The organism is Pantoea sp. CCBC3-3-1, from assembly GCF_007981265.1.
Lineage (GTDB): Bacteria > Pseudomonadota > Gammaproteobacteria > Enterobacterales > Enterobacteriaceae > Erwinia.
In genome coordinates, this window is sequence record NZ_CP034363.1 from 2,774,473 (window position 1) to 2,788,813 (window position 14,341).

At 52.2% G+C, this 14,341-nt stretch carries 11 protein-coding genes; all 11 read right to left on the reverse strand.

Features of this window, described 5'->3' with window-relative positions; genetic code table 11:
* Window positions 1-71: 71 nt before the first annotated feature.
* The gene (locus EHV07_RS12985) at window positions 72-1,727 is read right to left on the reverse strand and encodes a methyl-accepting chemotaxis protein (RefSeq protein ID WP_147198462.1); all 1,656 of its coding nucleotides are present in this window, start codon (window positions 1,725-1,727) and stop codon (window positions 72-74) included.
* A 420-nt stretch (window positions 1,728-2,147) separates the two neighbouring features.
* Window positions 2,148-3,809 carry a methyl-accepting chemotaxis protein gene (locus EHV07_RS12990; protein WP_147198463.1) on the reverse strand — a complete coding sequence of 554 codons (1,662 nt, stop codon included), beginning with the start codon at window positions 3,807-3,809 and terminating at the stop codon, window positions 2,148-2,150.
* 196 nt (window positions 3,810-4,005) lie between these two features.
* Window positions 4,006-4,497 (reverse strand): chemotaxis protein CheW, encoded by a 492-nt coding sequence (gene cheW, locus EHV07_RS12995; RefSeq protein WP_147198464.1) that lies wholly within the window; start codon window positions 4,495-4,497, stop codon window positions 4,006-4,008.
* A 24-nt stretch (window positions 4,498-4,521) separates the two neighbouring features.
* On the reverse strand, window positions 4,522-6,519 hold the full coding sequence (gene cheA, locus EHV07_RS13000) for a chemotaxis protein CheA (RefSeq protein ID WP_174822387.1): 1,998 nt from the start codon (window positions 6,517-6,519) through the stop codon (window positions 4,522-4,524).
* Between the two features lie 10 nt (window positions 6,520-6,529).
* The gene (gene motB, locus EHV07_RS13005) at window positions 6,530-7,570 is read right to left on the reverse strand and encodes a flagellar motor protein MotB (RefSeq protein ID WP_147198466.1); all 1,041 of its coding nucleotides are present in this window, start codon (window positions 7,568-7,570) and stop codon (window positions 6,530-6,532) included.
* A complete protein-coding gene (gene motA / locus EHV07_RS13010; protein WP_147198467.1) occupies window positions 7,567-8,445 on the reverse strand; it encodes a flagellar motor stator protein MotA in 879 nt (292 codons plus the stop codon). Before motA ends, motB begins: the two co-directional genes overlap by 4 nt.
* Window positions 8,446-8,573: 128 nt before the next feature.
* A complete protein-coding gene (gene flhC, locus EHV07_RS13015; RefSeq protein ID WP_147198468.1) occupies window positions 8,574-9,152 on the reverse strand; it encodes a flagellar transcriptional regulator FlhC in 579 nt (192 codons plus the stop codon).
* A complete protein-coding gene (flhD, locus tag EHV07_RS13020; RefSeq protein ID WP_147198469.1) occupies window positions 9,152-9,505 on the reverse strand; it encodes a flagellar transcriptional regulator FlhD in 354 nt (117 codons plus the stop codon). Before flhD ends, flhC begins: the two co-directional genes overlap by 1 nt.
* A gap of 926 nt (window positions 9,506-10,431) precedes the next feature.
* Window positions 10,432-11,862 carry an alpha,alpha-trehalose-phosphate synthase gene (otsA, locus tag EHV07_RS13025; RefSeq protein WP_147198470.1) on the reverse strand — a complete coding sequence of 477 codons (1,431 nt, stop codon included), beginning with the start codon at window positions 11,860-11,862 and terminating at the stop codon, window positions 10,432-10,434.
* Window positions 11,837-12,646 carry a trehalose-phosphatase gene (gene otsB / locus EHV07_RS13030; RefSeq protein WP_147198471.1) on the reverse strand — a complete coding sequence of 270 codons (810 nt, stop codon included), beginning with the start codon at window positions 12,644-12,646 and terminating at the stop codon, window positions 11,837-11,839. Before otsB ends, otsA begins: the two co-directional genes overlap by 26 nt.
* Window positions 12,647-13,129: 483 nt before the next feature.
* Window positions 13,130-14,314 carry an HD-GYP domain-containing protein gene (locus EHV07_RS13035; RefSeq protein WP_147198472.1) on the reverse strand — a complete coding sequence of 395 codons (1,185 nt, stop codon included), beginning with the start codon at window positions 14,312-14,314 and terminating at the stop codon, window positions 13,130-13,132.
* Window positions 14,315-14,341: the final 27 nt, after the last annotated feature.

Consider the following 14,341-nt stretch of genomic DNA (forward strand, 5'->3'; position numbering starts at 1 on the left):
AAATTGCTTAACTACTTTATCGGCAGAAATTCACGCTTCCTGAGACTTATTTTGCGTTGTCGTGAACATCGTTAAAACGTTTCCCAGTTATCGTTTGACGGTGCTGCCGCAACGACTTTGCGTGATGCGGCTGCCGGTGCTTTACTGACGATCGCCTGCGCGACGCTGTCTTTACGGATACGGAACACGGCTACGGCCTGATTCAGACGGCTCGCCTGCTCCTCCAGGGCTGCGGCAGCGGCGGCAGATTCCTCTACCAGCGAGGCGTTCTGCTGCGTGACGCGGTCCATTTCAGTGACGGCGATGCCGACCTGATCGATACCCCGGCTTTGCTCGCCCGATGCTGAAGCGATTTCGCCCATAATGTCAGTCACACGCGTGACCGCACTGACGATATCCGCCATCGTTTCACCCGCGCTCTCGACCAGCTGCGAACCGGTGTCGACACGCGCTACGGAATCTTCGATCAGCCCTTTAATTTCTTTCGCTGCCTGAGCACTACGCTGTGCCAGATTACGCACTTCGCCTGCCACTACCGCAAAGCCACGACCCTGCTCACCGGCACGGGCTGCTTCTACTGCGGCGTTCAGTGCCAGAATGTTGGTCTGGAAAGCAATACCGTCGATTACGCTGGTAATATCCGCGATTTTCTTCGAGCTCCCGGCGATGTCGCTCATGGTTTTCACCACGCCATCCACCACTTTCCCGCCCTTCTGCGCGGTTTCCGACGCGCTCAGCGCCAGCTGGGAAGCCTGACGGGCGTTTTCGGCATTCTGCTTCACGGTCGCCGTCAGCTGTTCCATACTGGCCGCGGTTTCTTCCAGAGAGGCAGCCTGCTCCTCGGTACGGGAAGAGAGATCGTTATTGCCGGCAGAGATTTCGCTGGCACCGGTATAGATAGCGTCAGAACCGTCGCGCACGTCGCTTACCGTACGCACCAGCGACTGCTGCATTTCACGCAGGCTGTCTGCCAGCTGGGTCATTTCGCTACGGCCTTCTACCTCAATCGTCTGCGTCAGGTCGCCGCTGGCGATATGGCGAATATGATCGATGTTGGTTTTCAGCGGCTGAAGCAGCAGGGTACGAATGCCGCTCCAGGCCAGGGCGATAACCACAGCAGAAACCAGTAACACGCCCAGCAACAGCCAGATGCTCTGATGATACGCTGCATCATTCGCCTTAATGCCCTGCTCTGTCAGGCCGTTGATGACCGCCAGCCAGTGGTTATAAGCCTGCTGGAACTGCTCCTGATAGCTCTGAGTCGGCTGAGCCACAAAGTCGTTGAAGCGTCCGGTCTGCATCATGACAATCAGATCGGCCAGCGCGTCATGAAACTGCTTGTAGCTGGCCAGCAGCGCCTGAACATCCTCTGCCTTCTTGCCATCTTCGCTAAGATTGGCATTAAAGAGTTCCAGCGACTTATCTGCCGTCGCCAGGTCAGTCTGTGCCTGAGCCATCAGATCGTTTAATGAAGAACCCGCACCGGAATGGTTGGTGTCCATCACATAACGCAATCCTGCACGGTTCAGCGTGTTACGCGCCTGCACCATGGATACCCAGGAATTGCCCATTGACTGTTGCAACAAGCTCATCTGCTGGCTGAATTCAAAATTCTGCTTATCGCTCTGAACGGTTTTAAAAAACAAACCGCCCGTTCCTAACTGCAATACAGCAAATAACACCAGCACACTAACCAGGCCGGTTACTACTTTCATACTCTTGAACATAACTACCTCAGTAAGGGGCTATTTGATTTAGTTATCGGCTGGTTTTTGGGGAACTTTATGTGGAATTTTTTAAATGTTTCGTCACGGTAAAAAGTCGTTCAAACCCTGGCCGGAATAATTAAAAGGCAATAAGAATGCGTTTTTTAAACGGGAAAAGCGGGTAGAAACCGAAAAGAGACGGGTTAACAGGAAAAGCCGTTTTAAATAAAAAACGGCAGGCTGCTGGCGATCACAGGTAAAGCATTCGGTAAATTTTTACTGAATAACGACGCTACGGTAAAAACAGGAGGCCCAGGAAACGGTAATAAAGCGTCACGGGCCTGGGATAGCCCGTGACGCGCTGGCAAGGACGCCGCTTTTTGCGTCTTTACAGAGGGTTCATGTCCCTCTCGCCAGCACTCTTTTTCTCAACAGCAAGAATTAAAACGTTTCCCAGTTGCCTTCATCGGCCACTGGCGCTGCGGCTTTACGCGCAGCAGGTTTAACGGTGCGTGCAACCGGCGCAGCAGCGCGAGCGCCCTGGTCTTTACGAACACGGAACACGGCAACAGCCTGAGTCAGACGGCTGGCCTGATCTTCCAGCGCGGCCGCTGCGGTAGCGGATTCCTCCACCAGCGAGGCGTTCTGCTGTGTTACACGGTCCATCTCGGTGACAGCGGTGCCCACCTGATCGATACCCCGACTCTGCTCATCAGAAGCAGAAGCGATTTCGCCCATGATGTCGGTGACGCGGGTTACGGCGTTAACGATATCGTTCATCGTTTCACCCGCCGTGCCCACCAGTACGGAACCACTGTCCACACGCGCCACGGAATCTTCGATCAGCCCTTTGATCTCTTTCGCTGCCTGAGCGCTACGCTGTGCCAGATTACGCACTTCGCCTGCCACTACCGCAAAGCCTCGACCCTGCTCACCGGCACGGGCAGCTTCTACTGCGGCGTTCAGTGCCAGAATGTTGGTCTGGAAAGCAATGCCGTCGATCACGCTGGTAATATCCGCGATTTTCTTCGAACTTCCGGCGATGTCACTCATGGTTTTCACCACGCCATCCACCACTTTCCCGCCCTTCTGCGCGGTTTCCGACGCGCTCAGCGCCAGCTGGGAAGCCTGACGGGCGTTTTCGGCGTTCTGCTTCACGGTTGCCGTCAGCTGTTCCATACTGGCCGCGGTTTCTTCCAGAGAAGCAGCCTGCTGTTCAGTACGGGCAGAAAGATCGTTGTTACCCGCAGCGATTTCGCTGGCGCCGGTATAGATAGCGTCAGAACCGTCGCGCACGTCGCTTACGGTACGCACCAGCGACTGCTGCATCTCAAGCAGGCTGGCAGCCAGCTGGGTCATCTCGTTACGGCCTTCAACAGCAATCGTGTGCGTCAGGTCGCCGTTAGCGATATGGCTGATATGTTCGATATTGTCCTGCAACGGTTTGATCAGCACAGAACGCAGACCGAACCAGCACAGCGCAATCAGCCCGACAACCAGCACCATCACGCTGCCAATTACCCACAGCATTTTGGTATAGGCGCTTTCGTTATCCGCCACGCCCTGTACGGTCAGTACGTTTTGGGCAGTACGCCATGACGTATAAACGTCCTGCATAGTATTTTGCTTCTCTTCGATGTTGAGCTTAAACATCTCCGGCAGCTGTTTGTTTTCCATTAATACGATCATCTGTCCCAGCGTTTTGGAATAGATCTCGTAATTTTTTTCCAGATTGTCGACCAGAACCGGGTCGACGCCTTTGGTGTCTGGAATGCCCTGGTAGCGTGCGTAAGATTTATCCGCGCTGGCCAGCAGGCTTTTGGCCTGATCGCTGATGGCGGTCAACGAGCTGCTGTTAATGCTGTTTGCCGTATCACTCTGCAAACGCAGCATTCCGCGGTTAATGGCAATGCGAGACTGGTTCAGGGAAACCCATGCATCAGTAAACGCAGAGACGTTTTCGCTGGAATTCTGAGCGATTGAAAAGTTAGTTTTATCGCTGGTCAGCGCGTGGATAAATAATCCCCCCGCCAGCAGCTGAAGCGAGCCAAAAACCAGCAGGACCAACAGCAGGCTGGTGACGACCTTAATGCGTTTAAACATGGGATACCCTTGGTGTAGTAAAAGTGATTCAACACTCGATCTATCGGCGCAGATCGATGGAACTTTATGCAGTCAGAAGAGAGATTTACTAAAGTGATACTTTAGTATCTAAATTAATTTTGCTGCTTTTTTACAGATAGCGAGCATAAAAAAAGACCGATCCGCAGATCGGTCTTTCTACGCAATAAAGCTCAGATTATGCGCTGCGCAGCGTGTCCATCAGGGCCATTTCGTCGCTGTTCAGCAGCTTCTCAATATCAACCAGAATCAGCATACGCTCACCCAGTGCCCCCAGGCCCGTCAGGTATTCTGTTGACATCGTGACCGCGAACTCCGGCGAAGGTCGGATTTGATCGGTGGTCAGCGACAGCACGTCAGACACACCATCCACCACAATACCTACCACGCGGTGCTCAAGATTCAGCACGATAACCACCGTGTTGTCGTTATAGTCCACATCAGGCTGCGCGAACTTAATACGCAGGTCGATGATAGGTACAATAACGCCGCGCAGGTTGGTGACGCCTTTAATGAATGCCGGCGTGTTCGCGATACGCGTCACCTGATCGTAACCGCGGATCTCCTGCACTTTTAAAATATCAATGCCGTATTCTTCATGTCCCAGTGTAAACACCAGGAACTCCTGACCGACAGTTTCGCCAGCGAGTTTTGTTGCCATTCCAGTCATAGTTTTACCCTTAATCGGTTAAAGTCAGGCTGCGGCTCCCGCCACACGCTTTTCACGGTTGAGAGACGGCAGAGCCGAGACATCGACGATCAGCGCGACGCTGCCATCCCCGAGGATGGTCGCCGCCGATATGCCCGGGACTTTGCGATAGTTACTTTCAAGATTTTTTACCACTACCTGGTGCTGACCAATCAGCTGATCCACCAGCAGTGCATAACGTTTTCCAGCGCTTTGCAGGATCACCACGATGCCCTGCGTCGCCTCGGTTTTCGCACCCTGAACGTCAAACACGTTCCACAGCTCAACCATCGGCAGATATTCACCGCGAACTTCCAGCACGCGCTCACCACCGGCCAGCGGATGCAGATCGGCTGACAGCGGTTGCAGTGATTCCATTACGGCATTCAGCGGCAGAATAAAGACTTCGTTAGCGACCCGCACTGACATGCCGTCAAGAATTGCCAGCGTCAGCGGCAGCAGAATACGGATCGTGGTGCCTTTGCCCTGCTTAGAGGCAATCTCAACGTGTCCACCCATTTCCTGGATGTTACGTTTCACCACGTCCATGCCCACGCCACGCCCGGAAACGTCCGTCACCTGCTCCGCCGTAGAGAAGCCCGGTGCGAAGATCAGCATGCCGACTTCTTCATCGCTCATCGATTCGCTCACCGGCAGGCCCGAAGAGAGCGCTTTTGCCAGGATACGTTCGCGGTTCAGACCGGCACCATCATCAATCACTTCGATACAGATGTTGCCGCCCTGGTGTTCAGCGGAAAGGGTCAGATTACCGACGCCGTGTTTACCCGCAGCAACACGTTTTTCCGGTGACTCAATACCGTGGTCCAGACTGTTACGCACCAGGTGCGTTAACGGATCGATAATGCGTTCAATCAGGCTCTTATCCAGTTCGGTCGAGCTGCCTTGCAGGGTCAGCTCCACTTCTTTGCCCAGCTTGCTGGCCAGATCGCGCACCAGACGTGGGAAGCGGCTGAAGACATATTCCATTGGCATCATACGAATGGACATCACCGATTCCTGCAAATCGCGGGCGTTACGTTCCAGCTGTCCCATGCTGTTTAACAAATCGCCATGGGCGACCGGGTCCAGTTCGTTAGAACGCTGGGCCAGCATCGACTGGGTAATGACCAGCTCACCTACCAGGTTGATCAGCTGATCGACCTTTTCTACCGCAACACGGATACTGGTTGATTCGCTGGCTTTCGCGGCCGGCTTTTTCGCTGCTTCGCGTTTTGCTGGCGCTTCGCTAACCGCAGCAGGCTGTGGCTCTGGTGCGGCAACAACCGCTTCAGCTACCACGGCAACCGGTGCTGCCGGTGCTGGTGCTGCCGGTGCAGAAGCCTGATCCAGGAACTTGATTTGCGACTCTTCAATCACAAAGCACAACACCGCAACGATATCGTCCTGGCTCACCGACGAGTCCAGCGTCAGTTCGACAGACGTCTCGCCTTTAACCACGTCAGAAACCGTACCCAGATTGCCCAGCTCTTCCACCATCAGCGGAATTTCAGAAGGCTTCAGGTCGACCAGCGCAAGGCGTAAGCCTCCCGCGGCGGCGACCGGCGCGGCTTCTACAGCCGGTGCAGAGGCTGTCGCGACGGGGGCTGCAACTTCACCTTTGGCTTCCAGAGCCAGCTGGCGCAGCGCCTGGCAGATGTATTCAAACGTCGCGGCATCGGGTTCCGTGGCGGTTTTATAGGCATCCAGCTGTTCCTGCATAATATCTTTGGTTTCCAAAAACAGGTTGATGATATCGGTGCTCAGCTGCATTTCGCCGCGGCGCGCACCGTCGAGAATGTTTTCCAGAATGTGCGTGGTTTCCTGCAGGACAGTAAAACCAAAAGTCCCCGCTCCGCCTTTAATTGAGTGGGCCGCACGGAAGATAGCATTAAGCTGTTCCGAATCCGGTTCCTGCGGGTCTAACCCCAACAGGTGTTGTTCCATGTCGGCCAATAATTCATCGGCTTCATCGAAGAACGTTTGATAAAAATCGCTGATATCCATGCTCACGGTATCACCTCTGCTGTGAGTCGCGATCGGTCTGAGCCGCTGGAGCCGGTGACGCCGGGGCTGCTGCCTTCGGTGTCGCCTGACTGCCAGGCTGCTCAGCCTGTGAGGGTTGAGGGTCTGGTGTTTTTGTGCCAGCGGTCGGTACGGCCGGTGCCACGATTTGCTGCAAATTATTCATATCGCTGTCGCTGACTTGTACCGCGTCGCTTTCTGAGTTCTCTTTTTCAATCTGCGCTTCGGTGTCATGGTTCAACACCAGCAGGCTGATTCGACGGTTAACGGCATCATCGCCACCGCGGTTTTTCAATTTCATGGTGTCTGCCATCCCGACTACGCGCAGCATCTTGTCACTCGCCAGGCCGCCCATGATCAGCTCGCGACGCGAGGCGTTAGCACGATCGGCGGAGAGCTCCCAGTTGCTGTAGCCGCGCAGGCCATTGGCATACTGAATATCATCGGTATGGCCAGAAAGGCTGATCCTGTTCGGAATATCGTTCAGGATCGGCGCAATTGCCCGCAAAATGTCGCGCATGTAAGGTTCGACTTCTGCGCTACCGGTTTTAAACATCGGCCGGTTCTGGCTGTCGATAATCTGAATACGCAACCCTTCCTGCACCATGTTAATAATCAGGTGCGGACGCAGCGCTTTCAGTCGCGGATCGGCTTCAATCAGCTGATCGAGCTTTTCACGCAGACGGTTCAGGCGGATTTCATCCAGCTTGCGTTTCTGCGCGTCCATATCAACCACCTTCTGAACTTCCCCTTTTTTCTGCGTCGGATCTTCTCCGCCACCAGGAATAACGCTAACGCTTTCACTGCTGCGAGAGCCGCCGGTCAGGGCAACTCTCAACGGCGTTTTAAAGTAATCGGCAATCCCCGACAAATCCTGAGGCTTGGCGATCGCAATCAGCCACATCACCATAAAAAAAGCCATCATTGCGGTCATAAAGTCGGCATAGGCAATCTTCCAGGAGCCATGAGCGCCCCCGTGACCGTTATGCTTTTTCTTCTTAACAACAATAATGGGGTGATTTTCGTGCTTCATGCGTCCTGACCTTTCGCTGGTGATTTCGCGTTACGAACATGCTCTTCCAGCTCGCTGAACGACGGTCGCTCGGTGGAGTACAGCGTTTTACGGCCAAACTCGACGGCGATCTGTGGTGCATACCCGTTCAGACTGGAAAGCAACGTCACTTTAATGCACTGCATCATCTTGGTGCTTTCAGCACATTTTTGACGCAGTACGCTGGACAGCGGAGAGATAAAGCCGTAAGCCAGCAAAATCCCCAGGAAAGTTCCCACCATGGCATGCGCGATCAGTTCGCCCAGTTCCGCCGGTGGACGATCTGCCGAAGCCAGGGTGTGAACCACGCCCATTACCGCTGCCACAATACCGAAAGCGGGCAGAGAGTCCCCTACTGCACCCAGCGCCGCTGCCGGCACTTCGCATTCGTGTTCGTAGGTTTCGATCTCTTCATCCATCAACGCTTCAATTTCAAATGCGTTCATGTTGCCGCTGACCATCAGGCGTAAATAATCGGTAATGAAGTCCACTAATCTTTTATCGGCAACAATGCGCGGGTAATTAGCAAAAATTTCACTTTCCTGCGGACTTTCAATATCGCTTTCCAGAGAAAGCATGCCCTGCTGACGTGATTTGGCCATCAGGCGATAAAGCAGCGCCATCAGATCCATATAAACTGCTTTATTGTATTTTGAACCGCGCATTAATAACGGCAGTGCTTTCATCGTGGCTTTAATGGCTTTGCCATTATTCCCCACCAGAAACGCACCAATGCCCGCCCCACCGATAATGATCAGTTCAGAAGGTTGATAGAGAGCGCCAAGGTGGCCGCCTACCATTGCGTAGCCACCCAACACCGACCCGAGAACCAGGATATACCCCAAAATAACTAACACAATAAATCCTTACGTCTGGCGACGTGTGGGTTGAAGATGAACCAGCGATCGGGTTATTTCACCGGTCGTGGGCAAAAAAAAAGCAGCGGTTAAAAACCGCTGCTGGATTCATTCCACGTGGTGAACATTTAAACGGCAAGTTTTACCTGTTCATCCAGCAGTTGTGAAATGTTATCGGCACTATCTTCAATAAGTTTACGTCTTTTTACCGCTCGTGAAGGCGGCTGGCAAAGGCTACAGGTAAAGCTACCAACCGGCTGGTGAGCGTGGTTAATAAAGCTTCCGCCACAGCATTTGCAGTCGGATAATTCGAGCATGCCGCTCTCAACAAACCGGACTAAGGTCCAGGCACGGGTCAGTGCCAACAGCGGGCCTTCGTCCTGTTGCGGGCACTGCTCCAGGTAAAGACGATAAGCTTTAATTACCGCTTCCACGCCCTTACTCTGCCCGCTTTTGAGTAAAAACTGCCAGGCATTGCAGAACATTGAAGAGTGAATGTTCTGTTCCCACGTCATAAACCAGTCGGTGGAAAAAGGCAGCATGCCTTTTGGCGGCGGACTGCCGCGCAGTTCTTTATACAGCTTAATTAAGCGACCGCGACTCAGCTGCGTTTCGCTTTCTAACATTTGCAGACGAGCGCCCAGCGTAATTAATTCAATCGCCAGCTGAATATCGCGAGCTTCCTGAACAATACTTTTTTCTGTCATTAACTCGCCCTCTTTTTCGGTTGCTCGTCGTTTTTCGCAGACACGTTACGTAATAAGCGGCTGGATAACAGAATACCGGCATGGATTTGCTGTAAATCATCCACACGCGATTCCTGAGTTAAGCGGCTAATTGTCGCACTGTCGGTGAAACGAAACTGGCACACCAGCTGATTTGTCTCGGCCAGCTTAACCATATCAGGCAGCGTCAGCGCAGATAGGGCGTCAGCCATTGATTCATCAATACCCAGACGAAACATGGCAGAAGCTTTTTCCTGGTTAATAAGGCGTTGAGCAAGTAATAAATAAGACAAGTTGATATCGTAAATATGTTTTAGTAATTCTGATGTACCCATTTTTTTTCCGTCCTGACTGACACGACTTAAACGTTGGCGGATTGCGCCGCTACCTTTGTTGCTGCTGGTAAATCTTATTGTGGCAAAAAATTAAGTGGCAGAAGCCAAACGTTTGCGAAGCTCCAGGCGGTCCTAAAGGCGGCCTGCAGAAAGTAGTCATTAACTCATTTTGCCGGTTACTGCTCCGTCGTTTTCGTGCGCTTCCCTGACGCTTTCCCTTGGTTTTTACTGCTCTGTTTTAGGACTATTCCGAAAACAAGGCAACTTTATATGCTCTGTTTTCTGGATACAACGTGGGCCAGGTGAAATTTTAGATAAAGTGTGATCTACGTCACACTTTTAGGGGTAATTTAACTAAAATATTCTTCAGAAACATTGTTGATTAGTTCACTAACTAATCATTTTCCGCTTTTTTTGTTAAATTTTAACCTCACGCGATCATTTACCTCATAAAACATTCCCTTTTACGGCGATTGAATCGCTATGGAGTGTGTTTTAGCTATTATCCAGACGTACATATTCCCAAAATAGAAATTCACGGCATAAAATATCGATTTAGCTATGTTGCACGTGTGTAAATCGTAATCACTAAGAGTGACTATCATCCTTAAGAAGGATTATCAGAATGTGACGCAATGCAGGTTTTTATCAGGAAGTGTTTAGCTAGTGTAAGCCGCACCAGGTCTGTGTTCAGGGGGTGCCAACACATGTAACGAGGAGTAACATTAGAGGTGTGAATGTATAAGGGGATTTTTACCTTTCATCGGTAAGTATCGGCACCGGTTCAGTTTTCTTTAGAAAAAAGCCAAAATTTTCGGTTTTTTTCTATTTATTGGTCCTTTTATTGGCACCATCTGTCTCCTTTTTACTCAATGAAGACAAAAAAAAGGGCGATCGTCGATCGCCCTTGATTTTATTGGCATGAGTTATGCCAGACGGGGGAATGCCGCCACTTTACTGTTCTGTGCCCGATCTTCACTTCGGGCCGATAATGCCTGTAAATCCTTGAGATAGGTCTTGCGCCAGTTGGTGATGTCATTCTTACGCAGCACGGCCATCATGTCGTTGTAACGCGAGATACGCTCATTTAATGGCATCGTCAGCGCCTGATTTAATGCTGCGGCCACTTCATCACGATCGTAAGGGTTCACAATCAGCGCGGAAGTCAGCTCGTTAGCGGCACCCGCAAAGCGTGACAATACCAGTACGCCAGGATCTTTAGGGTCCTGAGCGGCGACATATTCTTTAGCAACCAGGTTCATCCCATCGCGCAGCGGTGTGACCAGCCCAATGTCGGTCAGGCGGAAAATTTTCATCAGCAGGCGACGGTCAAAGTGTTGGTTGAGGTAGTAGAGCGGCGTCCAGCCCAGCGTGCCATATTTGCCGTTGATGCGCCCCGCTTCTGTTTCCAGCTGGTGGCGAATATCCTGATAAGCCTGCACGTCGCCACGGGAGGTCGGTGCAATCTGCGAATAACGGATTTTGCCGTGATGCTCCGGATAGTTCTCCAGCAGCGCTTCGTATGCCAGGAAACGTTCCGGCAGGCCTTTGGAGTAATCGAGACGCTCACAGGAGATGATGTTTTGGGCATCGCCGAGATCTTTCTTCATCGCCGCCATTTTTGGCGGCAGCGGCCCTTCGGCCATCTCTTTAATGCTGTCCGGCTCAATGCCGATGGGATAAACCTCGGTGGCAAAATGATTGCCAAACGCCAGATGTTTTTTCCCGTTGCTCTGTACCTGAGTCAGCAGCGACAGGCATTCCAGGAAAGCCATACGATCGCTTTCCGTCTGGAAGCCCAGCAGATCGTAATCACACATCATTTCCAGCAGTTCATTGTGCGGCGGCAGCGCATTGAAAATTTCAGGCGTTGGGAAAGGAATATGCAGGAAGAAACCGATGCGGTTATTGACGCCCAGCTTGCGCAGCGCGGCGGCAAAAGGCAGCAGATGATAATCGTGGATCCACAGAACATCATCAGGCTTCAGCAGCGGTAGCAGGCGTTTGGCCAGCATGGTATTAACGTTACAGTAGCCATCCCAGGCTTCGCGCTGGAAATTGACCAGATCGAGACGGTAATGGAAGGCTGGCCAGATCACCGCATTGGAGAATTGCAGATAGTACAGATCGTAATCATTTTGGTTCAGACCAAAAGAGGCATAGGTTACGCTGTCTTTTTCAAACAGCTCCATTTCCTCATCATCTTCACCAATTTCGTTAATTTCACCGTTCCAGCCAAACCACATTCCGCCGGTAGTTTTTAGCGCATCCATGATGCCCACGGTCAGACCGCCAGCGCTGGTCTTTGACCCATCGGGTACAGCGATGCGATTAGATACGACTACTAAGCGACTCATAACCTTGACTCCTTAATGACGTTTTTTCGTCTTGATCTAGTTGTAATAATGATTGTTCAAGCCAGTGATACACGCCTTCCACATCCGGCAAACGACAAATTGCCTCGGTTGCGCCCTCACCGACTTTAATTGAGATACCGTCCATAGCATTGACCGTCTTAAACCCTGCTTCGTCGGTCAAATCGTCACCGATAAAGACCGGGGTGCGCCCGGCAAAAGGAGCCTGTTGCATAAAGTCCTGGATTGCGGCTCCTTTGTTAACCCCTTTTGGTTTCAACTCCACCACGCATTTTCCCGGCTGTAGTTGAAGCATGGGAAAACGGGCAGTCATCTCCTGCGCCAGATCCATGATCGCCTGCTGATAGTGTTCAGCACGGCGATAGTGCAGCGCGAAAGCCATCCCTTTGGTTTCCAGCTGCGTATCCGGCATTTTTGCTACGGCTTCTTTTAACAGAGCAGAGAGCGAATCGGCCACGTCCGTGGGCAAAGAGAGGCGTTCAATTTGGTTGTTGGCGTCACGACGTTCTGCGCCGTGGACGCCAGCAAGAGGAAAGTGTAAGGGAGCGGCCAGCGCATCCAGTTCGCTCATCGGGCGACCGGAAACCAGGGCAACTGCGCCTTCGCTCAGCTGAGCCAGGCGTTGCAGATTGGCGATAACCTGTTTGGGGATGAAAACTTCATCGGGACGTGACTGGATCGCCGCCAGCGTTCCATCAACGTCAAAGAAAAATGCGTAGCGTCCGCCATGCTGTAACGGGGGGGCAGAATCATTCCGGGTGTTCACAACTATTCCTCCTGATTATGTGTGTCACGACGATACGGGCAACAGGCTGTTTAGCCCACTGAGCTAACGTGGTTCAGATCGCGTATCTGAACTATCCACAACGCTTGAGGAAAAGGGCACAATGCGGCGCGACATTAAGTCGCCAGAGGGAGATGAGAAGGACGATACGGTTCAAATTTCGCTCTTGAGTCGGGTCTGCTTCCTTCTCCATTTAGTCCGCACTGTTCGTGCAGTACGCCTCACCTCGTTGCCACATGCGTAACAACATCAGCATTCAGTATAGACGCTGATAGCGGGCCTGCCAGACGTAATAGCCGGATTGCCTCTTTTCTGACGCTGAGAGGGTGACAAATTCTTCCAGAAAAAGACATAGGAGAAAGGTGAAATGTGACTAAGATGTTTAACAGATAAAACGGTGAGGTAAAAAGCGGCAGGAGAATGTGAATCGCAGCCGGGAATCAGCCTCCCGACCACGGCACGCCTTCAGGCAACAGGCTTTAACCAGAGCAAGTCCAGATTCATTTTTGCCCAGACGTTATTCTCTTCCGGGCCGACAATGCTGTCCCAACAATAACGATCGGCCAGATCGACCGTTTCAGGACGCAGCATGCGGCTGGCCGAAAGCGAATAAAATACGCATACTTTTGGTAACAGCAGAGAGTCCTGACCTGGTTCAACCACGACCGCTATGCGTCCAGAAGCCAGCCGAACAACCGATCCTACCGGATATATCCCCACCGCTTTTACAAAAGCGTAGAAAATTTTTTGATCGAAATGCCCTTCCCAACTGGCCATCTGGCTCATCGCGCTGGCCGGGTTCCAGCCAGCTTTATACGGCCGGTTTGAGGTTACAGCATCATAAACGTCGCAAATTGCGGCCATGCGGGCCAGTTGGGAAATCGCCTTTCCCTTTAATCCATGCGGATAGCCGCTGCCGTTGATTTTTTCATGGTGGTGCAGGGCTACATCCAGTACCGCATCGCTACCGCCGCTTTTGCGCAGCAGCGCTTCACCGAATACCGGGTGCTGCTTCATTATGTCAAATTCTTCAGCGGTCAGCTTACCCGGCTTATTGAGAATATCGATGGAGATACCCGCTTTGCCCACGTCATGCAGCAAACCGGCAGTTCCCGCCAGGCGCGTTTGCGCATCATCAAGGTTAAGCTGCCGGGCCAGGGAAACCATCAGTGCGCAAACCGCCACTGAGTGCAGATAGGTATAATCATCATGCGTTTTCAGGCGCACGACGCTAAGTAAAGCCGCTGGATGCCGGCTGAGAGATCCGCCGATTTCATCCACCAGCGGCAGCGTGCTGTCGGTATCGATGGTTTTGCCCAATCGCGCATCACTGAACATACTCATGACCTGCCCTTTGGCATTCAGGCAAATAGCCTGCGCCTGCATGATCTCTTCATGCATGCCGGTCAGCCCCTTTGCCACCGACTGCTGGGGGTGCGCTTGTGCTTCTGCCGGCGCGATATCAGGCCCGCGTCCTTTTTCCAGGTCGATCCAGACTTCTTGAATACTGCTTTCTGTAACGGTATCGATTTGCTGTTGCGTGGTCAGCAGCATAGCGTTATGCACGAGCGGATGCTTCAGCCAGAAAACTTCCAGCTTATGGACATACATCCCGATACGTAACTCGTGTGTTTGAATTTTTATGATCATTCCACCTCTCCAGCTTCATGCACCGTC